This is a genomic window from Pseudomonas sp. R2-37-08W, assembly GCF_003851705.1.
Lineage (GTDB): Bacteria > Pseudomonadota > Gammaproteobacteria > Pseudomonadales > Pseudomonadaceae > Aquipseudomonas.
Map to the genome: position 1 here is coordinate 887,650 of NZ_CP027728.1, position 23,178 is coordinate 910,827.

Consider the following 23,178-nt stretch of genomic DNA (forward strand, 5'->3'; position numbering starts at 1 on the left):
GGCTTAGATCGCATTACGCAGGCTGAGATTTTCCGGGTGCGGTTGCAGGTAGGCCTGCTGCGCAATGTAGCGGTCCGGGTGTTGACGAAAGTGATGCTTGAGCAGGGTAAGCGGTACCACCAGAGGCACGATGCCTTGGCGGTATTGGCCGATGACGGTTTGCATTTCCTGCTTGTCGTCGGCGCTGATCGACGCCTTGAGATAGCCGCTGATGTGTTGCAGCACATTGGTGTGGGTACCGCGGGTGGCGCACCTCTTAAGGCCCGTCATCAGTTCGCAGAAGTAGCAGGTGGCCAACTCGTCGAGGTTGTCATCCTTGCCCATGGTGCCGAGCAACTGGCCGAGGCTTTTGTAGTGCGCCGGGCTGTGGGCCATCAGCAAGTATTTGTAGCGCGAGTGAAAGGCCAGCAGGCGATGACGCGTCAGGCCATCAGCGAGCAGTTGCTGCCAGCTGGCGTAGACGAACACGCGGGTGAGGAAATTTTCTCGCAATACCGGGTCATTCAGACGACCGTCTTCTTCCACCGGCAAGTTGGGATGGCGCGCGCAGAATGCCTGGGCGTAGATACCGCGCGCGCCGCCATCCACCGGGGCGCCGTTCTCACGGTAAACCTTGACCCGCTCCAGGCCACAGGACGGCGATTTCTGCATAAAGATGTAGCCGCACAGGTCGGTATGTTCACGCGCCATCGCCTGCCCGTATTCATCCAGTGGCTGGGTCACGTTGAGTTCGCGGTGGACGGTGCCCACGGCCTGGGGATTGACTGCGTCGCCGACCAGGCGAATGGTTTCGCGGGGGATACCCAGGCCGATTGCGACTTCAGGGCACAGCGGCACGTAGTCGAAGTGGTCGGCCAGGGTCTGGCTGCACAATAGAGATTGTTTATGCCCGCCGTTGAAACGCACGTTCTCGCCCAGCAGGCAGGCACTGATGCCGATCTTGGGTTTCACGGAATGGGGCATGGGCAAACCTCTGTGAAATTCCTGTACAGGTGCGAATTACTGTACAACTAATTTCATCATAGATTTGATCTTGTACAAGTCAATTATTTTGTACAGGTTTTTTCGCAGGGCTTACTGCCATCCCATTTTCCAGCTATCCGTATTCTGCAATGTTTGCCAGCCAACGCGCTCGGTTCGTCGGGTCATCACCGCTTGCAGCTCGATCTCCAGCACGGTGCCTTCCTCGTCACGAAACAGTTCGGTGACGAGGAAGTGTTTTTCCTTGTTTTTCGGCAAGGCAGCTGTCCATTTTGACAATAGCAATTTGGCCGGGTTGATGCGATTCATTGCAGGTGCTCGATCAATCGTCGCGCCGCTTCCTGGCCGCTGAGCCAGGCGCCTTCGACACGCCCCGACAAACACCAGTCGCCGCAGACGAACAGGCCCAGGTCGGCATCGGCCAGCACGCCGAATTCATGACTGCTGGACGGTCGGGCGTAGAGCCAGCGGTGTGCCAGGCTGAATGAGGGCGCGGGCATAGTGCAATGCAGCAACTCGGCGAAGGCGCCGTGCAAGTGTTCGATCACGGCCTCTTTGGGCAGGTCCAGGTGCGCCTTGCTCCAGGTGCTGGTGGCATGCAGCACCCAGGTGTCGACGGTAACGTCACGCCCTGGTTTGCTGCGGTTGCGCGCCAGCCAGTCGAGGGCGCTGTCCTGCACGAAGCAGCCTTCCATCGGCGTATCCAGAGGCTTATCGAAGGCCAGGGCGATGGCCCAGGTCGGGTCCATTTTCACCCCGGCCACGACGCTCGCCAGTTTCGGTGCGGCGGCCAGCAGGGTGGTAGCCTGGGGCGCCGGCGTGGCGATGATCACATGGCTGAACGGGCCGTGATGGCCGCCATCGGCGTCGAGCAGGTTCCAGTGCTGGGTGCCCTGGAACACCTCGGTGATGCGGCAACCGAATTCCACCGGCAGATCATCGAGCAGGGCGCGGGTAATGGCGCTCATGCGCGGTGTACCGACCCAGCGGATCTGTTCATCGGGGGAGGGTGTCAGTTGGCCGGACTTGAAGTTGTACAGCTGGGGCTTCCACTGTTGCGCCCAGCCATGGCTTTGCCAGCGCTGCACTTCGTTGACGAAGCGCCGATCACGCGCGGTGAAGTACTGTGCGCCCATGTCCAGGGCACCGGCATCGCTGCGCTTGCTGGACATACGGCCGCCGCTGCCGCGGCTTTTATCGAAGAGTTGTACAACGTGCCCCGCGTCTCGTAACGCTCGGGCGGCGGAGAGACCGGCAATGCCGGTACCGATGATCGCAATGGGGACAGTCATGGGAGGCCTCGTTTTACCGTTGGGTACAGACTACGCCGACACCAATAGCTGTACAATATTGTTTTTTGGTATAAGTTTTGGCGTGCCTGATTGTGTGGCGTGACCTATGGTTAAGCTAAGGCCTGAATGGCCGCCACGCTCGATTATTAAATTGATCCCTGCTTATAAAATAGACCAGTGAGCGGCGGCGAACGTTACATGAGGAGCGTCCCATGCATATTTTGCTGACCGGCGGTACCGGTTTGATCGGCCGTCAACTGTGCCGGCACTGGCTTGCCCAGGGCCATCGCTTGACCGTGTTGAGCCGCAAACCCGATGCCGTTGCGCGGGTCTGCGGCGCGCAAGTGGCGGGTGTCGGGCGCTTGCAGGACGTGATCGGCGGCGTCGATGCGGTGGTCAACCTCGCCGGTGCGCCCATCGCCGACCGTCCCTGGACCCACAAACGCAAGGCTTTGCTGTGGAGCAGCCGCATCAGTCTGACCGAAAGCCTGCTGGCATGGCTGGAAGGCCTCGAGCAAAAACCGGCGGTGCTGATCTCCGGGTCTGCCGTGGGTTGGTATGGCGACGGCGGCGAGCGCGAACTGACTGAAGCGTGCGGCCCGGTGCAAGACGATTTCCCCAGCCAGTTGTGTATCGCCTGGGAAGAAACCGCCGTGCGGGCCGAGGCCCTGGGCATTCGTGTGGTGCTGGTGCGTACCGGCCTGGTGCTGGCGGCCGAGGGCGGCTTTTTGTCGCGCCTGCTGCTGCCGTTCAAACTGGCGCTGGGCGGGCCGATCGGCAATGGTCGGCAATGGATGCCGTGGGTGCATATCCAGGATCAAATCGCCCTGATTGATTTTCTTCTGCACAAGGCTGACGCCAGCGGTCCTTATAATGCCTGCGCGCCACACCCGGTGCGTAATCGCGAATTTGCCCAGACGTTGGGCCAGGTGCTGCACCGCCCGGCGTTCATGCCGATGCCGGCCTTTGCATTGAAGGTCGGCTTGGGCGAGTTGTCGGGCTTGTTGCTGGGCGGGCAAAAGGCCCTGCCTGAGCGGCTGCTGGCGGCGGGTTTCACTTTCCAGTTCACTGAGTTGCGTGCGGCCCTGGACGACTTGTCCAGCCGCCTCTAGAGATAGGATGTTGCATGACGGATCACGCGTTGTTACTGGTCAACCTGGGCTCACCGGCCTCCACTTCGGTGGCCGATGTGCGCAGCTACCTCAATCAGTTCCTGATGGACCCTTATGTGATCGACCTGCCGTGGCCGGTGCGCCGCCTGCTGGTGTCGCTGATCCTGATCAAGCGTCCCGAGCAGTCGGCGCATGCCTATGCGTCCATCTGGTGGGAGGAGGGCTCGCCGCTGGTGGTCCTCAGCCGTCGCCTGCAGCAGCAGATGACCACGCAATGGACCCAGGGCCCGGTGGAACTGGCGATGCGTTATGGCGAGCCTTCGCTTGAAACGGTGCTGACACGCCTGGCCGCCCAAGGCATCCAGAAAGTGACCCTGGCGCCGCTGTACCCGCAGTTTGCCGACAGCACCGTGACCACGGTGATCGAGGAAGCCAGGCGCGTGGTGCGCGACAAGAAACTCAAGGTGCAATTCTCGATCCTGCAGCCGTTCTACGATCAGCCTGAGTACCTCGATACCTTGGCGGCGAGTGTGCGCCCGTATGTAGAACAGGATTACGACCACCTGCTGTTGAGTTTCCACGGCTTGCCTGAGCGTCACCTGACCAAGCTCGACCCCACGGGCCAGCATTGCTTCAAAGACGCTGACTGCTGCAGGAACGCGTCTCCTGAGGTGCTTGCCACCTGCTATCGCGCGCAGTGTTTCAGCGTCGCCCGGGATGTGGCCACGCGGCTGGGGTTGCCGGACGGCAAGTGGTCGGTGGCGTTCCAATCCCGCCTGGGCCGCGCCAAGTGGATCGAACCCTATACCGAGGCGCGTCTCGAGGCGTTAGCGCAACAAGGCGTGAAAAAACTGCTGGTGATGTGCCCGGCGTTTGTCGCCGATTGCATCGAGACCCTGGAGGAAATCGGTGATCGCGGGCGGGAGCAATTCCGTGAGGCGGGGGGCGAGGAGTTGGTGTTGGTGCCCTGCCTGAATGATGACCCGCAATGGGCTGCGGCGCTTAATACCTTGTGTGAACGGGCGCCTGTTTCACTGTAATTAAGCCGTGCGAATAGCCAAATGTGGGAGGGGGCTTGCCCCGATAGCGGTGCATCAGTCAGGAAAGTTGAGACTGACACACTGCCATCGGGGGCAAGCCCCCTCCCACATTTAGTTCTGCGCCCGTTTAGAGATTAAGCGTCAGGCTGAGCGTGAGGTTGCGCGGCTCACCGGGGTTGACCCAGTAGCTGCTGTAGGACCGCTCGTAATAGTGCTCATCGAACAGGTTGTTGAGGTTCAGGCCCACGGTGACATTTTCCGTTGCCTTGTAATGCGCGAGCAGATCGACGGTGTGATAGGCGGGCAGTTCGAAACCTGTGCCCGCTTCACCGGAGCGATCACCGACATAGGTAAACGCCGCCCCCAGGTCCGAACCGCGTAACGCGCCGTCCTGGAACTCATACACCCCCAACAGACTGCCGCTGCGCTTGGCCACGCCGAGGATGCGGCTGCCCGCTGGAATGGTGTTATCACCCTTGGTCACTTCGGCGTCGATGTAGGCGAAAGCGCCGATCACGCGGATGGCGTCGGTGACTTGCCCGGTCAGTTGCAGATCGAACCCCTGGCTGCGCGCCTTGCCCATGGCGCGGTTGGTGTTGGTCGCCGGGTCCAGGGTCAGCACGTTTTCCTTTTCGATATGGAAGGCGGCGAGGGTGGCGCTGAGGCGGTCGTCGAACAGCTCGGTCTTGACTCCAACTTCATAACCCACGCCCTCTTCGGGTTTGAAGGTTTTGCCAGTGGCGTCCAGGCCACTGTTGGGTTTGAACGAGGTCGAGGCGTTGGCGAACACGCCGATTTCGGGCGTGAGCTGGTAAAGCAGGCCGGCGCGCTGGGTGAGTGCGTCGTGGGTTTGCCGGCTGGGTGGGGCGTTACGGGTGAAGTCGTCGACCGTTTGTTCGAAATGCTCAAAGCGCGTGCCAATCATGCCGCGCAGGCGGTCGGTGAAGATGATCTGGTCTTGCAGATTCAATGCGTGGCTTTTGGTTTGCTCGAAGAAGTCGGTGCCGGAGCGTTTGCCGTTGGGTTTGGGCTGGCCGTAGACCGGGTTGTAGAGGTCGATGGGGTAGCTGCCGTCGGTAGCGGTCACGCGTTCCTGCTTGCGATAATCCTCGTATTCGGTGCCCACCAGCAGTTCATGCTGCCAACTGCCCACGTCGAACAGGCCGCGCAGTTCCAGCTGGGTGATGCTGTCGTGCCAGCCGGTGGAGCGCTCGCGGTAGCGGCGATTGACGCTGTGGCCGTCTGAGTTCAGCGCACGGCTTTCCGACGCATCGCCCCACAGGCTGCCTTGTTTGTAGTGGCTGGCCAGGCGCAGTGTCCAGGCGCCGTTGAGGTGATGTTCCAGGGTGGCCTGGATGCGATTGTTGTGGTTGTCGATGTCGCCGTCGTTGGGTTCGCCGAGGAAGGTGGAGCGTGATACCCCAGGTGCGTCGACGATGCCGCGATCGAAGGTCGAGCTGTGGCGCACGAATTCGCTTTCCACCAACAGGCTGGTGTCCGGGTTCAGTTGCCAGCTGAACGAAGGCGCGACGAACACGCGCTTACTCTCGACGTGATCACGGAAGCTGTGGTTGTCTTCCACTGCCAGATTGACCCGTGACAGCACATTGCCCTCGGCGTCCAGCGGTGTGTTGACGTCGAGGGCGGTGCGATAGCGGTCCCAACTGCCGGCACTGGTTTGCAGGGTCGTGAAGGCTTCCGGCTGGGGCTTCTTGGTGACGATATTTACCGTGCCGCCCGGATCGCCACGCCCATACAAACTGGCGGCAGGCCCCTTGAGCACTTCGATGCGCTCGATATTCGCGGCGTCCGGGGTGCTCGGGTAGCCGCGGTTGGCACTGAAGCCATCCTGATAGAACTCCGAGGTGGTGAAGCCGCGTACGCTGTATTCGTAAAGGGTCAGGCCGCCGAAGTTGTTCTGTTTGGAGACGCCGCCCGCAAACTCTAAAGCGCGTTCCACGCTGGTACTGCCCAGGTCCTTGAGCACCGTGGCGGGAATCACGCTGATCGATTGCGGGATGTCGCGCAGGGCGGTGTCGGTCTTGGTGGCACTGGCGGAGCGGGTCGCGCGGTAGCCCTGCACCGGGCTGGTCGCCGACTCATAAGCGTCGGTGGTAACGCTGATGGTGTCCAATTCCAGGGTGTTTTCTTCGGCGTAGGCGGGGTCCAGCAGCAAGCCCAGGGCCAGGCCGGCCAGGGGCGCAAACTTTTGAGACGGCATGATAGAGCGTTCCAATGGCAATGTTGAAACAATATAACATGTCTAATGTGGTGAATTGTTATGTAATATCATCTTGCAGGTGCCCTCGAGCGGGCACCTGGGCGATGTCGCTTATTCCTCTTCTTTTACGGGCGCCGTGGCCGGTGGTGGGCGCAGGCCGATTTCCGCCGACAGCTTGATTTCCTTGCCGTTGCGCATCACCTGGATCGCCACCTTATCGGTCGGCTTGATCCGCGCCACCTGGTTCATCGACTTGCGGCCATCACCGGCCGGAGCGCCGTCGATGCTGAGGATCACATCGCCCAATTGCAGGCCGGCTTTCTGCGCCGGACCGTCGCGGAAGATCCCCGCGACCACGATGCCAGGGCGCCCGGTCAGGCCGAACGACTCGGCCAGTTCCTTGGTCAAGGGTTGCACTTCAATGCCCAGCCAGCCGCGAATCACCTGGCCGTGCTCGATGATCGACTTCATCACCTCCATCGCCAGTTTCACCGGGATCGCAAAACCGATGCCCTGGGAACCGCCGGACTTGGAGAAAATCGCCGTGTTGATACCCGTGAGGTTGCCATTGGCATCCACCAGCGCGCCGCCGGAGTTGCCGGGGTTGATCGCCGCGTCGGTCTGGATGAAGTCTTCGTAGCTGTTAAGGCCCAACTGGTTACGCCCGGTGGCGCTGATGATGCCCATGGTCACCGTCTGGCCGACGCCGAACGGGTTGCCGATGGCCAGCGCCACGTCACCTACGCGCAGGCCATCGGAGCGGCCGAGGGTGATCGAGGGCAGGTTCGTCAGGTCGATTTTCAGTACCGCAAGATCGGTTTCCGGATCGCTGCCCACCACGCGGGCCAGGGTCTCGCGGCCATCACGCAGGGCCACCACGATCTGGTCGGCGCCGGTGGTCACGTGATTGTTGGTGAGGATGTAGCCTTCGGGGCTCATGATCACCCCGGAACCGAGGCTCGATTCCATGCGGCGTTGCTTGGGCCCGTTGTCACCGAAGTAGCGGCGGAACTGCGGGTCTTCGAACAACGGATGCGCCGGCTTGTTGATGACCTTGGTGGTGTACAGGTTGACCACGGCAGGGGCGGCGATGGTCACGGCGTCCGCATAGGTCACCGGGCCTTGCACCACGGTGCTGGTTTGCGGGGCCTGTTGCAGGTTCACATCAAGGCTGGGAAGGCCAACCCACTGTGGATAACGCTGAATGATCAGCATCGCGATCAGCACGCCAGCCAGCAATGGCCATCCAAAAAAACGCAGCGCCTTGAGCATCAAGTAAGTCCTGACAGGTTGCAGGGGGCGCGGGAGCGCCCATAATGACGCGCATTATACGAGGCTGCGACGCCAGCGAACGGGATATTTAGGAGTCTTTTATGGCCGTCCCCCTTACCACCCTCGTCGAGGAAGCGGACCGCTACCTTGGCAGCTTGAAAATCGCCGATTATTGCCCCAACGGCCTGCAAGTGGAGGGCCGGCCGCAGGTGATGCGCATCGTCAGCGGCGTCACCGCCAGCCAAGCCCTGCTGGACGCCGCCGTCGAAGCGCGGGCCGACCTGATCCTGGTGCACCACGGGTATTTCTGGAAGGGCGAAAACCCCTGCATCACCGGCATGAAGCAGCGTCGCCTGAAAACCTTGCTCAAGCATGACATCAGCCTGCTGGCCTACCACCTGCCCCTGGACCTGCACCCTGACGTCGGCAACAACGTGCAGCTTGCCAAGCAACTGGACATCACCGTCGAAGGCCCGCTGGACCCAGGCAACCCCAAGGTCGTCGGCCTGGTCGGCTCGCTCGCCGAGCCGCTGTCGCCGCGTGACTTCGCCCGTCGTGTGCAGGACGTGATGGGCCGAGAGCCGCTGCTGATCGAAGGCAGTGAAATGATCCGCCGCGTCGGCTGGTGCACCGGGGGCGGCCAGGGGTATATCGACCAGGCAGTGGCTGCCGGTGTCGACTTGTACCTGAGCGGCGAAGCCTCGGAACAGACCTTCCACAGCGCGCGGGAAAACGACATCAGTTTCATCGCCGCCGGCCATCACGCCACCGAGCGCTATGGCGTGCAGGCGTTGGGGGATTACCTGGCACGACGCTTTGCCTTGGAGCATATCTTCATCGATTGCCCGAACCCGATCTAAGCCACACAGCCGAGGCAAATGTGGGAGGGGGCTTGCTCCCGATAGCGGTGGATCAGTAACAGATGGATTGCCTGACATACCGCTATCGGGAGCAAGCCCCCTCCCACACTTGACCGAATTTCAGGCCAAACTTGGGGGTATATTCATATACCGTTTCGATCTAGTTGGCGCCCTGAATAGAAGCAGGTGCTGTGCTAGCATGCCCCGCTCGAACACGGCCCGCTGGCCGTCCACACGATCGTTTTTCCGTGAGTAGCCATGGTCGACAAACTGACGCATCTGAAACAGCTGGAGGCGGAAAGCATCCACATTATCCGCGAGGTCGCCGCCGAGTTCGATAACCCGGTGATGCTCTACTCGATCGGTAAAGACTCCGCCGTGATGCTGCATCTGGCCCGCAAGGCCTTCTTCCCGGGCAAATTGCCGTTTCCGGTAATGCACGTCGACACCCGCTGGAAATTCCAGGAAATGTACAAGTTCCGCGACAAAATGGTCGAGGAACTGGGCCTGGACCTGATCACCCACATCAATCCCGATGGCGTGGCGCAGAACATCAACCCGTTTACCCACGGCAGCGCCAAGCACACCGACATCATGAAGACCGAAGGCCTCAAGCAGGCCCTGGACAAGCATGGTTTCGACGCAGCCTTCGGCGGCGCCCGTCGCGATGAAGAGAAATCCCGCGCCAAAGAGCGCGTGTACTCGTTCCGCGACAGCAAGCACCGCTGGGACCCGAAAAACCAGCGCCCGGAGCTGTGGAACGTCTATAACGGCAACGTCAACAAGGGCGAATCGATCCGCGTATTCCCGCTGTCCAACTGGACCGAGCTGGACATCTGGCAGTACATCTACTTGGAAGGCATCCCGATCGTGCCGCTTTACTTCGCCGCCGAGCGCGACGTGATCGAGAAGAACGGCACGTTGATCATGATCGACGACGACCGCATCCTCGAGCACCTGTCCGACGAAGACAAAGCCCGTATCGTCAAAAAGAAAGTCCGTTTCCGCACCCTTGGCTGCTACCCGTTGACGGGCGCGGTGGAGTCCGAAGCCGAAACGCTGACGGACATCATTCAGGAAATGCTCCTGACGCGAACTTCCGAGCGCCAGGGCCGGGTCATCGACCATGATGGCGCCGGCTCCATGGAAGATAAAAAACGTCAGGGTTATTTCTAAGGGGTTGTCATGTCGCACGTATCTGATTTGATCAGCGAGGACATCCTCGCCTACCTGGGCCAGCACGAGCGCAAGGAAATGTTGCGCTTCCTGACCTGCGGCAACGTCGATGACGGCAAGAGCACCCTGATCGGGCGCCTGCTGCACGACTCCAAGATGATCTACGAAGATCACCTGGAAGCCATCACCCGCGATTCGAAGAAGTCCGGCACCACCGGTGACGACATCGACCTGGCGCTGCTCGTTGACGGCCTGCAGGCCGAGCGTGAGCAGGGCATCACCATCGATGTCGCCTACCGCTACTTCTCCACCGCCAAGCGCAAATTCATCATTGCCGATACCCCAGGCCATGAGCAGTACACCCGCAACATGGCCACCGGTGCGTCCACCTGTGACCTGGCGATTATCCTGATCGACGCGCGCTACGGCGTGCAGACCCAGACCCGTCGCCACAGCTTCATCGCCTCGTTGCTGGGCATCAAACACATCGTGGTGGCCGTCAACAAGATGGACATCAATGGCTTTGACCAGAGCGTATTCGAGTCGATCAAGGCCGATTACCTGAAGTTCGCCGACGGTATCGCGTTCAAGCCGAGCACCCTGGCCTTCGTGCCGATGTCGGCGCTCAAGGGCGACAACGTGGTGAACAGGAGCGAGCGTTCGCCGTGGTACACCGGGCAGTCGCTGATGGAGATTCTCGAGACCGTCGAGATCGCCAACGACCGCAACTACACCGACCTGCGTTTCCCGGTGCAGTACGTCAACCGTCCGAACCTGAACTTCCGAGGTTTCGCGGGCACCCTGGCCAGCGGCATCGTGCACAAGGGCGACGACGTCGTGGTGCTGCCGTCTGGCAAGAGCAGCCGCGTCAAATCCATCGTCACCTTCGAGGGCGAGCTGGAACAGGCGGGCCCGGGCCAGGCCGTGACCCTGACCATGGAAGACGAGATCGACATCTCCCGTGGCGACCTGCTGGTGCATGCCGACAACGTGCCGCAAGTGACCGACGCCTTCGACGCCATGCTGGTTTGGATGGCCGAAGAACCGATGCTGCCGGGCAAGAAGTACGACATCAAGCGCGCCACCAGCTATGTGCCGGGCTCCATCACCAGCATTGTGCACCGCGTGGACGTGAACACCCTGGCCGAAGGCCCGGCGAGTTCGCTGCAGTTGAACGAGATTGGCCGGGTCAAGGTCAGCCTCGACGCGGCTATTGCGTTGGACGGTTACGACAGCAACCGCACCACTGGCGCGTTTATCGTCATCGACCGCTTGACCAATGGCACCGTCGCGGCGGGCATGATCATCGCCCCGCCAGTCACCCATGGCAGCGCGGCGCAGCACGGCAAGTTGGCCCATGTCGCCACCGAGGAACGCGCCTTGCGTTTCGGCCAGCAACCGGCCACCGTGCTGTTCAGCGGCCTGTCCGGCGCCGGTAAGAGCACCTTGGCGTATGCGGTCGAGCGCAGGCTGTTCGACATGGGGCGTGCGGTGTTTGTGCTGGATGGCCAGAACTTGCGTCACGACCTCAACAAAGGTCTGCCGCAGGACCGCGCCGGGCGTACCGAGAACTGGCGCCGTGCCGCTCACGTGGCGCGCCAGTTCAACGAAGCCGGCCTGCTGACCCTGGCCGCGTTCGTCGCCCCGGATGCCGAAGGCCGCGAACAGGCCAAGGTGCTGATCGGCAGCGATCGTTTGCTGACCGTGTACGTGCAGGCGTCGCCGCAGGTGTGTGCCGAGCGTGATCCCCAAGGGCTGTACGCGGCGGGTGGGGATAACATCCCCGGTGAATCCTTCCCGTATGACGTGCCGTTGAATGCTGATCTGGTGATCGACACCCAGGCGTTGTCGCTGGAAGACAGCGTCAAGCAAGTGCTGGAGTTGTTGCGTCAGCGCGGCGCGATCTAAGCGTCACGCGCACAAAAAAGCCCGCCATGTTGGCGGGTTTTTTATGGGGCTTTGAAAACAGCGCAGTCAAATGTGGGAGGGGGCTTGCTCCCGATAGCGGTGGATCAGTAACAGCTGTACTGACTGACACGCCGCCATCGGGAGCAAGCCCCCTCCCACAGGGTGATCACCTTTTGCCAGGAAATTCTGTGTGAAGCTTGTCCAGCAACACATCCTTCTCTTCCCACAACCGGTTGATCCAGCCCTGGAACGCCAACCGATACTCCCCATCCTGCTCATAATTCTTGCCGATAAACTCGACCGGAATCTGCACCTCTTCAAACTGCACCACCACATCCTTCACATTCCCGCACAGCAAATCCCAGTAACCAGGACGCCCGCCAGGGTAGTGAATGGTCACGTTGACCAGCGACTTCAACTGCTCACCCATGGCATCCAGCACGAACGCAATCCCTCCGGCCTTGGGTTTGAGCAAATAGCGAAACGGCGAGTTCTGCTGTGCATGCTTGCCCGGTGTAAATCGTGTGCCCTCGGCAAAGTTGAAAATCCCCACCGGGTTGTCGCGAAACTTCGCACAGGTCTTGCGGGTGGTTTCCAGGTCCTTGCCTTTCTTTTCCGGGTGTTTTTCCAGGTATGCCTTGCTATAGCGCTTCATGAACGGAAAGCCCAGCGCCCACCACGCCAAACCAATCACCGGCACCCAGATCAGCTCCTGCTTGAGGAAGAACTTCAGCGGGCGAATGCGTCGATTGAGCACGTATTGCAGCACCATGATGTCGACCCAGCTCTGGTGGTTGCTGGTGACCAGGTACGAGTGTTGATAGTCCAGGCCTTCAAGGCCGCTCAAGTGCCAGCGGGTGCGCCGTACCAGGTTCATCCAGCCCTTGTTGTTGCTGACCCAGGCTTCGTGCGTGTGGTTCATCAAGCCTTCGCTCATGCGCTTGGCGAACGGCAGGGCCTTGAACAGCGCCACGATAAACAGGAACGAGCACAGCAGGATTGTGTTCAGCGCCAACAGCAGGGACGCGATTACTCCGCGTACGGCGGCAGGTAGAAAATCCAGCATTTAGATATCCATAGGTCGGTTGGCGGCTTGGATCGCGGTCAGGGCGATGGTGTACACGATGTCGTCCACCTGGGCGCCGCGCGGCAGGTCGTTGACCGGTTTGCGCAGGCCCTGGAGCATCGGCCCCAGGCTTACGCAATCGGCGCTGCGTTGCACGGCTTTGTAGGTGGTGTTGCCGGTATTCAGGTCGGGAAACACGAACACCGTAGCCTTGCCGGCGACCTGGCTGTTGGGGGCCAGTTGCCGGGCCACGCTTTCGTTGGCGGCTGCATCGTATTGCAACGGGCCATCGATCAGCAACGAGCTCTGTTGCTCGTGGGCGAGCAGGGTGGCTTCGCGGACTTTTTCCACTTCCTCACCGCTGGCCGAGTCGCCGCTGGAATAACTGATCATCGCCACACGCGGGACGATGCCGAAAGCGGCGGCCGAATCGGCGCTTTGCAGGGCGATCTCCGCCAGCTCCGCAGCGCTTGGGTGCGGGTTCATCACGCAGTCGCCATACACCAGCACCTGCTCGGGGAACAGCATGAAGAACACCGACGACACCAGGGTGCAGCCCGGCGCCGTTTTAATCAGCTGCAGGGCCGGGCGGATGGTGTTGGCGGTGGAGTGGACCACCCCGGACACCAGGCCGTCCACCTCGTCCAGGGCCAGCATCATGGTGGCGATCACCACGGTGTCTTCCAGTTGCTGCTCGGCCATTGGCGCGTTCAGGCTCTTGCTCTTGCGCAGTGCAACCATCGGTTCGACGTAGCGCTGGCGGATCAGGTCCGGGTCAAGTATCTCCAGGCCTTCCGGCAGTTCGATGCCCTGAGCCCGCGCCACCGCTTCCACGTCCGCCGGCTTGGCCAGCAGCACACAGCGGGCGATGCCGCGGGCCTGGCAGATCGCGGCGGCCTGCACGGTCAGCGGCTCGCTGCCTTCGGGCAGCACGATGCGCTTGTTGGCGGCCTGGGCGCGCTGGATCAACTGGTAGCGAAAGACCGCCGGTGACAAGCGCATCTCCCGTGGGGTGCCGCAGCGTTGGTGCAGCCAGCGCGCATCGAGGTGGCTGGCGACGAAGTCGGTGATGATCTCCGCGCGCTCGCGGTCATCGATGGGGATTTCCTTGTTGAGGCTGTTGAGCTGGTTGGCGGTGTCGTAGGAACCGGTGCTCACCGACAGTACCGGCAACCCGGCCTGGAACGCGCCACGGCACAAATCCATGATGCGCGGGTCGGGCAGGGTGTCGCTGGTCAGCAACAGGCCGGCCAGCGGTACGCCGTTGATCGCGGCCAGGCTGACGGCGAGGATGATGTCGTCGCGATCGCCCGGCGTCACCACCAGCACGCCGGGCTTGAGCAGCTCCACGGTGTTGCGCATGGTGCGCGCGCAGATAATGATCTTGGTCATGCGCCGGGTTTCATAGTCGCCGGCATTGAGGATCTGCGCGCCCATCAGGTCGGCCACGTCGCGGGTACGCGGCGCGTTGAGTTCGGGCTGGTAGGGGATGCAACCGAGCAGGCGGAAATCACCGCTGCGCAATAACGGCGAGTGCTCTTTGAGGCGCGCCGAGAAGGCCTCCATGCTTTCGTCGGTGCGCACCTTGTTGAGGATCACGCCCAGCACTTTCGGGTCTTTCGGGCCGCCGAACAGTTGCGCCTGCAATTCCACGCGGCCGGACAGTTCGGTGAGCACTTCATTTTCCGGGGCCGAGACCAGGATCACTTCGGCATCCAGGCTCTTGGCCAGGTGCAGGTTGACCCGTGCCGCATAGCTGGCGCTGCGGGTCGGCACCATGCCTTCGACGATCAGCACGTCCTTGCCCACGGCGGCTTGCTGGTACAGCGTGATGATTTCTTCGAGCAACTCATCGAGCTGGCCGTCGCCGAGCATGCGCTCAACATGGGCCAGGCCCAGGGGTTGCGGCGGCTTCAGGCCGTGGGTGCGCGCCACCAGTTCGGTAGAACGCTCGGGGCCGGTATCGCCAGGGTGTGGCTGGGCAATCGGTTTGAAGAAACCGACTTTCAGCCCGGCCCGTTCCAGGGTACGCACCAGCCCAAGGCTGATGGAGGTCAGACCCACACCAAAATCGGTGGGCGCGATAAAAAAAGTCTGCATGCGAATTCTCTGGAGGTGCATGGCTGGGGTGGCACTCTATGCGTGAGTGCCTACCGCGAATCAGGCGCCAAGGTTATCGTTATTCGGGGTGTTGCGCACACCAGCCGCACGCAAAGGGCTGGCCAATTTTTTCAAGGCGCTGCGCGGGGTCGAGCACCCAGGCGCGCGACTGCCATGGCGGCTGGTGGCGCAGATGCTGGGTGTGGCCGCAGGACAGCTCGACGACCCAGTGCAGGTCGTCGTCCTGGTGGAATCCGCTGATCGTCGAGACCGTTGGTCGGCCCCGTCTGTCCGGGTTCTGTTCGCTTTCGGGCAAATCCTTGTTTAGACTTGTCCGTTCTTCATTCTTATGCAAAAGGTCTCGCCCCATGACGATCGCCGCTAACAAGGCTGTCTCCATCGACTATACCCTGACCAACGACGCTGGTGAGGTCATCGACAGCTCCGCCGGCGGCGCGCCGCTGGTCTACCTGCAAGGCGCGGGTAACATTATCCCAGGCCTGGAAAAGGCTCTGGAAGGCAAGGCAGTTGGTGATGAACTGACCGTTGCCGTAGAACCTGAGGATGCCTACGGCGAATACTCCGCAGAACTGGTCAGCACCTTGAGCCGCAGCATGTTCGAAGGTGTTGATGAGCTGGAAGTGGGCATGCAGTTCCACGCTTCCGCCCCGGACGGCCAAATGCAGATCGTGACCATCCGCGACCTGGACGGTGACGACGTGACCGTTGACGGCAACCACCCGCTGGCTGGCCAGCGCCTGAACTTCCAAGTGAAGATCGTTGCCATCCGCGACGCTTCCCAGGAAGAAGTGGCTCACGGTCACGTCCACGGTGAAGGCGGTCATCACCATTGATTGTGGTTTGATCAAGCGGTAGCAAAAACGCCCCGACTGGTTCGGGGCGTTTTTTTTGCGCGGTTGAAAATGCACCACTATTCAAATGTGGGAGGGGGCTTGCTCCCGATAGCGGTGGATCAGTCACTAGATGCAGTGGCAGACCCTCAGCCATCGGGAGCAAGCCCCCTCCCACATTTTGATTTATGCACTCCAGAAAACAAAAATGCCCCGCACCTTTCGGTACGGGGCATTTCTTAACTGATTCGCAACCTGGGCTGCGTAGCAGTTGTTACCACTTAGGCTGCAGCAGGAACGCTCAGAGCCTTGATGTGGCCATTCAGGCGGCTCTTATGACGAGCGGCCTTGTTCTTGTGGATGATGCCTTTATCGGCCATACGGTCGATAACTGGCACGGCCAGAACGTAAGCAGCTTGAGCTTTTTCAGCGTCTTTGGTGTCGATGGCTTTAACTACATTCTTGATGTAGGTACGAACCATGGAACGCAGGCTGGCGTTGTGGCTGCGACGCTTCTCAGCCTGTTTTGCACGTTTTTTGGCGGAAGGTGTGTTGGCCACCGTCGAGCTCCTCGAAAGACTTTTTAGGAAATAGCAAACAAAATAGGCCGCGAATCATGCCGATGACTTGATGGGTTGTCAAGGGCGGCTGATGCGAACTGCTGAGTGGTCGATCTGAAGAGGCGGGTGATTTATTTCCGGCGCTTGACCTGTAAACTCGCGAGCTTTGGCTCTGTGCTGTTGCAGGCGCGCAGTATCGCATAAGTAGGCGCTTTGTTCGCCTGCTCTTTATCTATAGGCGCAAACTCTTTCAATGAATCTGCTCAAATCGTTGGCTGCCGTCAGCTCTATCACGATGATCTCCCGGGTTTTGGGGTTTGTGCGTGACACCCTGCTGGCGCGCATTTTTGGCGCCAGTATGGCCACGGACGCCTTCTTTATTGCCTTTAAATTGCCCAACCTGCTGCGCAGAATTTTCGCCGAAGGCGCGTTCTCCCAGGCCTTTGTGCCGATCCTGGCCGAATACAAGACCCAGCAGGGCGAGGAGGCAACCCGCACGTTCATCGCCTACGTCTCTGGCCTGCTGACCCTGGTGCTGATGCTGGTGACCCTGGTCGGCATACTCGCCGCGCCCTGGGTGATCTGGGCCACGGCGCCGGGCTTTGCCAACACCCCGGAAAAGTTCGCGCTGACCACCGACCTGCTGCGCGTGACCTTTCCTTATATAGTGCTGATCTCGCTGTCATCCCTCGCCGGGGCGATCCTCAATACCTGGAATCGTTTCTCGGTGCCGGCCTTCGTGCCGACGCTGCTCAACGTCAGCATGATTATTTTCGCGCTGTTCCTCACACCGTACTTCGACCCACCGGTGATGGCCCTCGGCTGGGCAGTCCTGGCCGGCGGCCTGGCACAGTTGCTCTACCAACTGCCGCATCTGAAAAAAATCGGCATGCTCGTGCTGCCGCGCCTGAACCTCAAGGACACCGGCGTCTGGCGTGTGATGCGCAATATGTTGCCAGCAATCCTCGGGGTGTCGGTCAGTCAGATTTCCCTGATCATCAACACGGCGTTCGCTTCGCTGCTGGTATCCGGCTCGGTGTCGTGGATGTACTACGCCGACCGCCTGATGGAATTGCCGTCCGGCGTACTCGGGGTGGCCTTGGGGACAATTCTGCTGCCGACCCTGGCGCGCACCTACGCAAGCAAGGACCGTCAGGAGTATTCGCGCATTCTCGACTGGGGCCTGCGCCTGTGCTTCTTGCTGGTGTTGCCCTGCGCCCTGGCCTTGGGAATCCTGGCTGAGCCCTTGACGGTCTCGCTGTTTCAATACGGCCAGTTCGACGCCCATGACGCCTTGATGACCCAGCACGCGCTGGTGGCTTACTCCGTCGGCTTGCTCGGTATTATCGTGATCAAGGTGCTGGCGCCGGGCTTCTATGCCCAGCAAAACATCCGCACGCCGGTGAAGATCGCGATTTTCACGCTGATCGTCACGCAACTGCTCAACCTGGTATTTATCGGCCCGCTGGCCCATGCCGGCCTGGCGTTGGCGATCAGCGCCGGTGCGTGCATCAATGCCGGCCTGCTGTTTTATCAACTGCGCAAACAACAGATGTACCAGCCGCAGCCAGGCTGGGGGGGTTCACCCTCAAGCTGCTCGTGGCGGTCGCCGCGATGTCCGCCGTGTTGCTGGGCCTGATGCATGTCATGCCGGCCTGGGACCAGGGCCATATGCTGGAGCGCTTCATGCGCCTTGGCGTGCTGGTGGTGGCGGGCGTGATGGTGTACTTCGGGATGTTGCTGCTGCAGGGTTTCCGCCTGCGCGATTTCAATCGCAAGTCCCTGGGGTAGACAGTTTGCCCCGATAAAACGGCTGTTTTATCGAATCGATCCATTTGGCCTGTGCTGTTGCCTGTCGTCCGGGGCCGGGTGTGGTTATAATCGACCACTTTATGAGCAAGAAGCGCGTTATGCAGCTGGTTCGAGGTCTCCACAACCTGCGCCCCGAGCATCGGGGCTGCGTCGCCACTATTGGCAACTTTGACGGTGTTCACCGTGGCCACCAGGCTATCCTGGCCAGGCTGCGCGAGCGTGCGGTCGAGTTGGGCGTGCCCAGCTGCGTGGTGATTTTTGAGCCGCAGCCGCGGGAATATTTCACTCCCGAGACCGCGCCGGCCCGTCTGGCCCGCCTGCGGGACAAGCTGCAACTGCTGGCTGAAGAAGGCGTCGACCGCGTGCTCTGCCTGGCCTTCAACCAGCGTTTGCAAAGCCTGAGCGCCGCTGAGTTCGTCGACCGCATCCTCGTCGATGGCCTGGGCGTACAGCATTTGGAAGTCGGCGACGACTTCCGTTTTGGTTGCGACCGCGTCGGAGATTTCGATTTCCTGCAACACGCCGGCGTCAACCAGGGGTTTACCGTCGAAGCCGCGCAAACCGTCGAACTGGACGGCCTGCGCGTGAGCAGTACCCAGGTGCGTAACGCCCTGGCCGCTGCCGACTTCGCCTTGGCCGAGCGTTTGCTCGGTCGCCCGTTCCGCATCGCCGGGCGGGTATTGCACGGCCAGAAGCTGGCGCGCCAACTAGGCACGCCAACCGCCAACGTGCAACTCAAGCGCCGTCGTGTGCCACTCACCGGGGTTTACCTGGTGAGCGTCGACATCGATGGCCAATCGTGGCCGGGAGTCGCCAACATAGGCGTCAGGCCCACGGTTGCAGGTGATGGCAAGGCCCACCTGGAAGTTCATCTTCTGGATTTTGCCGTTGATTTATACGACCGGCGTTTAACGGTGGTTTTCCACCAGAAGCTGCGTGAAGAGCAGCGTTTCGCCTCCCTTGAGGCGTTGAAAACGGCGATCAATGCGGATGTCGCCGCCGCCCGTGCACTAGCCGCACCTAGCGCCCATCGCTAACCGAAGAGCCTTAAATGACCGACTATAAAGCCACGCTAAACCTTCCGGACACCGCCTTCCCAATGAAGGCCGGCCTGCCACAGCGCGAACCGCAGATCCTGCAGCGCTGGGACAGTATTGGCCTGTACGGAAAGTTGCGCGAAATTGGCAAGGATCGTCCGAAATTCGTCCTGCACGACGGCCCTCCTTATGCCAACGGCACGATTCACATCGGTCATGCGCTGAACAAGATTCTCAAGGACATGATCCTGCGTTCGAAAACCCTGTCGGGCTTCGACGCACCGTATGTCCCGGGTTGGGACTGCCACGGCCTGCCGATCGAGCACAAAGTCGAAGTGACCTACGGCAAGAACCTGGGCGCGGATAAAACCCGCGAACTGTGCCGTGCCTACGCCACCGAGCAGATCGAAGGGCAGAAGTCCGAGTTCATCCGTCTGGGTGTGCTGGCCGAGTGGGACAATCCGTACAAAACCATGAACTTCAAGAACGAGGCCGGTGAAATCCGCGCCTTGGCCGAAATCGTCAAGGGCGGCTTCGTGTTCAAGGGCCTCAAGCCCGTGAACTGGTGCTTCGACTGCGGCTCGGCGCTGGCCGAGGCGGAAGTCGAGTACGAGGAAAAGAAATCCTCGACCATCGACGTGGCCTTCCCGATCGCCGACGACGCCAAGCTGGCCGAGGCCTTTGGCCTGGCATCGCTGGCCAAGCCCGCTGCCATCGTGATCTGGACCACCACGCCATGGACCATCCCCGCCAACCAGGCACTGAACGTGCACCCGGAGTTCACCTACGCGCTGGTCGATGTTGGCGATCGCCTGTTGGTGCTGGCCGAAGAAATGGTCGAGTCGTGCCTGGCGCGCTACGAGCTGCAAGGTTCGGTGATCGCCACCACCACCGGCTCCGCGCTGGAACTGATCAACTTCCGTCATCCGTTCTATGACCGCCTGTCGCCGGTATATATGGCTGACTACGTCGAGCTGGGTTCGGGCACGGGCATCGTTCACTGCTCGCCTGCCTATGGCGTGGACGACTTCGTGACCTGCAAGAAGTACGGCATGGTCAACGACGACATCATCAACCCGGTACAGAGCAACGGCGTGTATGTGCCGTCGCTGGAGTTCTTCGGCGGGCAGTTCGTCTTCAAGGCCGACCAGCCGATCATCGACAAGCTGCGTGAAGTCGGCGCGCTGATGCAGGCCGACACCATCAAGCACAGCTACATGCACTGCTGGCGCCACAAGACCCCGTTGATCTACCGCGCCACCGCGCAGTGGTTTATCGGCATGGACAAAGAGCCGGCCAGCGGCGAAACCCTGCGCATACGCTCGCTCAAAGCCATCGAAGACACCCAGTTCGTCCCGGCCTGGGGCCAGGCGCGCCTGCACTCGATGATCGCCAACCGTCCGGACTGGTGCATCTCCCGCCAGCGTAACTGGGGCGTGCCGATCCCGTTCTTCCTGAACAAGGAAAGCGGCGAACTGCACCCGCGCACCGTCGAGCTGATGGAAGAAGTGGCCCAGCGCATTGAACAGGAAGGCATCGAAGCCTGGTTCAAGCTGGACGCCGCCGAGCTGCTGGGCGATGAAGCGCCGCAGTACGACAAGATCAGCGACACCCTCGACGTGTGGTTCGACTCCGGTACCACCCACTGGCACGTACTGCGAGGCTCGCACCCGATGGGCCACGACAGCGGCCCGCGTGCCGACCTGTACCTGGAAGGTTCCGACCAGCACCGTGGCTGGTTCCACTCTTCGCTGCTGACCGGCTGCGCCATCGACGGCCATGCGCCGTACCGCGAACTGCTGACCCACGGCTTCACCGTCGACGAAAACGGTCGCAAGATGTCCAAGTCGCTGAAGAACGTGATCGAGCCGAAAAAGATCAACGACACCCTGGGTGCCGACATCATGCGCCTGTGGGTAGCGTCGACCGATTACTCGGGCGAGATCGCCGTGTCGGACCAGATCCTGGCCCGCAGCGCCGATGCCTACCGTCGCATCCGCAATACCGCACGCTTCCTGCTGTCGAACCTGACCGGCTTCAACCCGGCCACCGACCTGCTGCCGGCCGAAGACATGCTCGCCCTCGACCGTTGGGCCGTGGACCGTACCCTGCTGTTGCAACGCGAGTTGCAGGAGCATTACGGCGAGTACCGCTTCTGGAACGTCTATTCGAAGATCCACAACTTCTGCGTGCAGGAGCTGGGTGGGTTCTACCTCGACATCATCAAGGACCGCCAGTACACCACCGGCGCCAACAGCAAGGCGCGCCGCTCGGCGCAGACCGCGCTCTACCACATCAGCGAAGCGCTGGTGCGCTGGATCGCACCGATCCTGGCGTTCACCGCCGACGAGCTGTGGGAATACCTGCCGGGCGAGCGTAACGAGTCCGTCATGCTCAATACCTGGTACGAAGGCCTGACCGAACTGCCGGCCGACTTCGAACTGGGTCGTGCGTACTGGGAAGGCGTGATGGCCGTGAAGGTTGCGGTGAACAAGGAGCTGGAAGTGCAGCGCGCGGCCAAGGCCGTGGGTGGCAACCTGCAAGCCGAAGTCACCCTGTTTGCCGAGGACGGCCTGACCGCCGACCTGGCCAAGCTGAGCAACGAACTGCGCTTTGTGTTGATCACCTCCACCGCCAGCCTGGCGCCATTCGCCCAGGCTCCGGCAGACGCCGTGGCGACTGATGTACCGGGCCTGAAGCTCAAAGTGGTCAAGTCGGCGTTCCCTAAATGCGCGCGTTGCTGGCACTGCCGTGAAGATGTCGGCGTGAACCCGGAGCATCCGGAAATCTGCGGTCGTTGCGTGGATAACATCAGCGGTGAAGGCGAGGTTCGCCACTATGCCTAGTAAAAACATGCCTGACGCCAGCCGTTTCGGACGTCTTGGCTGGCTCGTACTGAGCGTGCTGGTCCTGGTCATCGACCAGGTCAGCAAGGCTCATTTCGAAGGCACCCTGGAAATGTTCCAGCAAATCGTGGTGATTCCGGATTACTTCAGCTGGACCCTGGCCTACAACACCGGCGCGGCCTTCAGCTTCCTCGCCGATGGCGGCGGCTGGCAGCGCTGGTTGTTCGCACTGATCGCCGTGGTGGTCAGTGCGGTGCTGGTGGTCTGGCTCAAGCGCCTGGGCCGTGATGACACCTGGTTGGCCATCGCTCTCGCCCTGGTGCTGGGCGGCGCGCTGGGCAACCTGTACGACCGCATTGCCCTGGGCCATGTGATCGACTTCATCCTGGTGCACTGGCAGAACCGCCATTATTTCCCGGCGTTCAACTTCGCCGACAGCGCCATCACCGTTGGTGCAATCATGCTGGCGCTGGATATGTTCAAGAGCAAAAAAACCGGAGAGACCGTCAATGACTGATCAGGTATTGGCTGAGCAACGCATCGGCCAGAACACGGAAGTCACTTTGCACTTTGCATTGCGCCTGGAGAATGGCGACACGGTCGACAGCACTTTCGATAAAGCCCCGGCGACCTTCAAGGTCGGCGATGGCAACCTGTTGCCGGGTTTTGAAACGGCGCTGTTCGGATTCAAGGCTGGCGATAAGCGCAACCTGCAGATCCCGCCAGAAAATGCCTTTGGCCAGCCCAACCCGCAAAACGTGCAGATCATCCCGCGTTCGCAGTTCGAAGGCATGGACCTGTCGGAAGGCCTGCTGGTGATCTTCAATGATGCGGCGAATACGGAATTGCCCGGCGTGGTCAAAGCCTTCGATGACGCGCAAGTGACCATCGACTTCAACCACCCGTTGGCCGGCAAGACACTGACCTTCGACGTCGAGATCATCAACGTCAAGGCGCTGGTCTAAAATGTGGGAGGGGGCTTGCCCTAATGCCAGTCAGTTAAGGCTTTTTGTAGGAGCGAGCTTGCTCGCGAAAAACGTCAAC

Annotated in this window: 19 protein-coding genes and 1 pseudogene; 11 read left to right on the plus strand and 9 right to left on the minus strand. The window is 61.0% G+C overall.

The window, feature by feature from the left end; all coding sequences use genetic code 11:
- Positions 1 to 3: 3 nt before the first annotated feature.
- The 3 genes from C4J93_RS03835 to C4J93_RS03845 all read right to left on the minus strand — a co-directional run bounded on the left by C4J93_RS03835 (position 4) and on the right by C4J93_RS03845 (position 2,273).
- Positions 4 to 963: a DUF523 and DUF1722 domain-containing protein gene (locus C4J93_RS03835; protein ID WP_124428639.1), complete on the minus strand. Its 960-nt coding sequence runs from the start codon at positions 961 to 963 to the stop codon at positions 4 to 6.
- Positions 964 to 1,074: 111 nt separating this feature from the next.
- A complete protein-coding gene (locus C4J93_RS03840; protein WP_124428640.1) occupies positions 1,075 to 1,290 on the minus strand; it encodes a TIGR02450 family Trp-rich protein in 216 nt (71 codons plus the stop codon).
- Entirely contained in the window at positions 1,287 to 2,273 is a 987-nt protein-coding gene (locus C4J93_RS03845) for an NAD(P)/FAD-dependent oxidoreductase (protein ID WP_124428641.1), read from the minus strand. The genes C4J93_RS03840 and C4J93_RS03845 overlap by 4 nt, the downstream gene beginning before the upstream one ends.
- 212 nt (positions 2,274 to 2,485) lie before the next feature.
- Here C4J93_RS03845 and C4J93_RS03850 point away from each other — a divergent pair, with 212 nt between their 5' ends.
- Together C4J93_RS03850 and hemH are read left to right on the plus strand one after the other, a co-directional pair.
- Positions 2,486 to 3,385, plus strand: a complete 900-nt coding sequence (locus C4J93_RS03850; RefSeq protein WP_124428642.1) for a TIGR01777 family oxidoreductase — start codon at positions 2,486 to 2,488, stop codon at positions 3,383 to 3,385.
- 14 nt (positions 3,386 to 3,399) lie between these two features.
- The gene (hemH, locus tag C4J93_RS03855; protein WP_124428643.1) at positions 3,400 to 4,425 is read left to right on the plus strand and encodes a ferrochelatase; all 1,026 of its coding nucleotides are present in this window, start codon (positions 3,400 to 3,402) and stop codon (positions 4,423 to 4,425) included.
- Between the two features lie 127 nt (positions 4,426 to 4,552).
- Here hemH and C4J93_RS03860 read toward each other — a convergent pair whose 3' ends face one another.
- Together C4J93_RS03860 and algW are read right to left on the minus strand one after the other, a co-directional pair.
- Complete coding sequence (locus tag C4J93_RS03860; protein WP_124428644.1) at positions 4,553 to 6,646, minus strand: TonB-dependent siderophore receptor; 2,094 nt, start codon at positions 6,644 to 6,646, stop codon at positions 4,553 to 4,555.
- Positions 6,647 to 6,757: 111 nt separating this feature from the next.
- Positions 6,758 to 7,918, minus strand: coding sequence for a Do family serine endopeptidase AlgW (gene algW, locus C4J93_RS03865; RefSeq protein ID WP_124361218.1), 1,161 nt, complete (start codon positions 7,916 to 7,918; stop codon positions 6,758 to 6,760).
- Between the two features lie 101 nt (positions 7,919 to 8,019).
- On the opposite strand from algW, the gene C4J93_RS03870 reads away from it, so the two are divergent.
- The 3 genes from C4J93_RS03870 (at position 8,020) to cysN (ending at position 11,862) form a co-directional block, all read left to right on the plus strand.
- Entirely contained in the window at positions 8,020 to 8,778 is a 759-nt protein-coding gene (locus tag C4J93_RS03870) for a Nif3-like dinuclear metal center hexameric protein (protein ID WP_124365767.1), read from the plus strand.
- Between the two features lie 258 nt (positions 8,779 to 9,036).
- Positions 9,037 to 9,954, plus strand: coding sequence for a sulfate adenylyltransferase subunit CysD (cysD, locus tag C4J93_RS03875; protein WP_003171640.1), 918 nt, complete (start codon positions 9,037 to 9,039; stop codon positions 9,952 to 9,954).
- Positions 9,955 to 9,963: 9 nt separating this feature from the next.
- Positions 9,964 to 11,862 carry a sulfate adenylyltransferase subunit CysN gene (gene cysN, locus C4J93_RS03880; protein ID WP_124428645.1) on the plus strand — a complete coding sequence of 633 codons (1,899 nt, stop codon included), beginning with the start codon at positions 9,964 to 9,966 and terminating at the stop codon, positions 11,860 to 11,862.
- A gap of 166 nt (positions 11,863 to 12,028) precedes the next feature.
- On the opposite strand, the gene C4J93_RS03885 is transcribed toward cysN, so the two are convergent.
- From C4J93_RS03885 to C4J93_RS03895, 3 genes are all read right to left on the minus strand, one after another.
- Positions 12,029 to 12,928, minus strand: a complete 900-nt coding sequence (locus tag C4J93_RS03885; protein ID WP_124428646.1) for an acyltransferase — start codon at positions 12,926 to 12,928, stop codon at positions 12,029 to 12,031.
- Positions 12,929 to 15,028: a phosphate acetyltransferase gene (gene pta / locus C4J93_RS03890; protein ID WP_124428647.1), complete on the minus strand. Its 2,100-nt coding sequence runs from the start codon at positions 15,026 to 15,028 to the stop codon at positions 12,929 to 12,931.
- Positions 15,029 to 15,107: 79 nt separating this feature from the next.
- A complete protein-coding gene (locus C4J93_RS03895; RefSeq protein WP_164485281.1) occupies positions 15,108 to 15,398 on the minus strand; it encodes a DUF3565 domain-containing protein in 291 nt (96 codons plus the stop codon).
- On the opposite strand from C4J93_RS03895, the gene C4J93_RS03900 reads away from it, so the two are divergent.
- The gene (locus C4J93_RS03900) at positions 15,397 to 15,882 is read left to right on the plus strand and encodes a peptidylprolyl isomerase (RefSeq protein WP_003171645.1); all 486 of its coding nucleotides are present in this window, start codon (positions 15,397 to 15,399) and stop codon (positions 15,880 to 15,882) included. The two genes, C4J93_RS03895 and C4J93_RS03900, sit on opposite strands and share 2 nt — an antisense overlap.
- A gap of 278 nt (positions 15,883 to 16,160) precedes the next feature.
- Here C4J93_RS03900 and rpsT read toward each other — a convergent pair whose 3' ends face one another.
- Positions 16,161 to 16,439: a 30S ribosomal protein S20 gene (gene rpsT, locus C4J93_RS03905; protein ID WP_003188401.1), complete on the minus strand. Its 279-nt coding sequence runs from the start codon at positions 16,437 to 16,439 to the stop codon at positions 16,161 to 16,163.
- A 253-nt stretch (positions 16,440 to 16,692) separates the two neighbouring features.
- Here rpsT and murJ point away from each other — a divergent pair.
- The 5 genes and pseudogenes from murJ to C4J93_RS03930 all read left to right on the plus strand — a co-directional run bounded on the left by murJ (position 16,693) and on the right by C4J93_RS03930 (position 23,099).
- Positions 16,693 to 18,230: pseudogene (murJ, locus tag C4J93_RS03910) on the plus strand (murein biosynthesis integral membrane protein MurJ).
- Positions 18,231 to 18,349: 119 nt separating this feature from the next.
- The gene (ribF, locus tag C4J93_RS03915; RefSeq protein ID WP_164485228.1) at positions 18,350 to 19,288 is read left to right on the plus strand and encodes a bifunctional riboflavin kinase/FAD synthetase; all 939 of its coding nucleotides are present in this window, start codon (positions 18,350 to 18,352) and stop codon (positions 19,286 to 19,288) included.
- Positions 19,289 to 19,302: 14 nt separating this feature from the next.
- Entirely contained in the window at positions 19,303 to 22,134 is a 2,832-nt protein-coding gene (gene ileS, locus C4J93_RS03920) for an isoleucine--tRNA ligase (RefSeq protein WP_124361225.1), read from the plus strand.
- Between the two features lie 7 nt (positions 22,135 to 22,141).
- Positions 22,142 to 22,651 carry a signal peptidase II gene (gene lspA / locus C4J93_RS03925; RefSeq protein ID WP_124365100.1) on the plus strand — a complete coding sequence of 170 codons (510 nt, stop codon included), beginning with the start codon at positions 22,142 to 22,144 and terminating at the stop codon, positions 22,649 to 22,651.
- 7 nt (positions 22,652 to 22,658) lie between these two features.
- On the plus strand, positions 22,659 to 23,099 hold the full coding sequence (locus C4J93_RS03930) for a peptidylprolyl isomerase (RefSeq protein WP_177412767.1): 441 nt from the start codon (positions 22,659 to 22,661) through the stop codon (positions 23,097 to 23,099).
- The last annotated feature ends 79 nt before the right edge of the window (positions 23,100 to 23,178 follow it).

Coding starts and splice junctions, on each gene's coding strand:
- C4J93_RS03860 (WP_124428644.1), bottom strand. CDS start 6,646: ATGCCGTCTCAAAAGTTTGCGCCCCTGGCCGGCCTGGCCCTGGGCTTG.
- lspA (WP_124365100.1), top strand. CDS start 22,142: ATGCCTGACGCCAGCCGTTTCGGACGTCTTGGCTGGCTCGTACTGAGC.
- C4J93_RS03870 (WP_124365767.1), top strand. CDS start 8,020: ATGGCCGTCCCCCTTACCACCCTCGTCGAGGAAGCGGACCGCTACCTT.
- C4J93_RS03840 (WP_124428640.1), bottom strand. CDS start 1,290: ATGAATCGCATCAACCCGGCCAAATTGCTATTGTCAAAATGGACAGCT.
- C4J93_RS03845 (WP_124428641.1), bottom strand. CDS start 2,273: ATGACTGTCCCCATTGCGATCATCGGTACCGGCATTGCCGGTCTCTCC.
- C4J93_RS03900 (WP_003171645.1), top strand. CDS start 15,397: ATGACGATCGCCGCTAACAAGGCTGTCTCCATCGACTATACCCTGACC.
- C4J93_RS03835 (WP_124428639.1), bottom strand. CDS start 963: ATGCCCCATTCCGTGAAACCCAAGATCGGCATCAGTGCCTGCCTGCTG.
- pta (WP_124428647.1), bottom strand. CDS start 15,028: ATGCAGACTTTTTTTATCGCGCCCACCGATTTTGGTGTGGGTCTGACC.
- C4J93_RS03850 (WP_124428642.1), top strand. CDS start 2,486: ATGCATATTTTGCTGACCGGCGGTACCGGTTTGATCGGCCGTCAACTG.
- ribF (WP_164485228.1), top strand. CDS start 18,350: ATGCAGCTGGTTCGAGGTCTCCACAACCTGCGCCCCGAGCATCGGGGC.
- ileS (WP_124361225.1), top strand. CDS start 19,303: ATGACCGACTATAAAGCCACGCTAAACCTTCCGGACACCGCCTTCCCA.
- cysN (WP_124428645.1), top strand. CDS start 9,964: ATGTCGCACGTATCTGATTTGATCAGCGAGGACATCCTCGCCTACCTG.
- hemH (WP_124428643.1), top strand. CDS start 3,400: ATGACGGATCACGCGTTGTTACTGGTCAACCTGGGCTCACCGGCCTCC.
- C4J93_RS03885 (WP_124428646.1), bottom strand. CDS start 12,928: ATGCTGGATTTTCTACCTGCCGCCGTACGCGGAGTAATCGCGTCCCTG.
- cysD (WP_003171640.1), top strand. CDS start 9,037: ATGGTCGACAAACTGACGCATCTGAAACAGCTGGAGGCGGAAAGCATC.
- C4J93_RS03895 (WP_164485281.1), bottom strand. CDS start 15,398: ATGGGGCGAGACCTTTTGCATAAGAATGAAGAACGGACAAGTCTAAAC.
- algW (WP_124361218.1), bottom strand. CDS start 7,918: ATGCTCAAGGCGCTGCGTTTTTTTGGATGGCCATTGCTGGCTGGCGTG.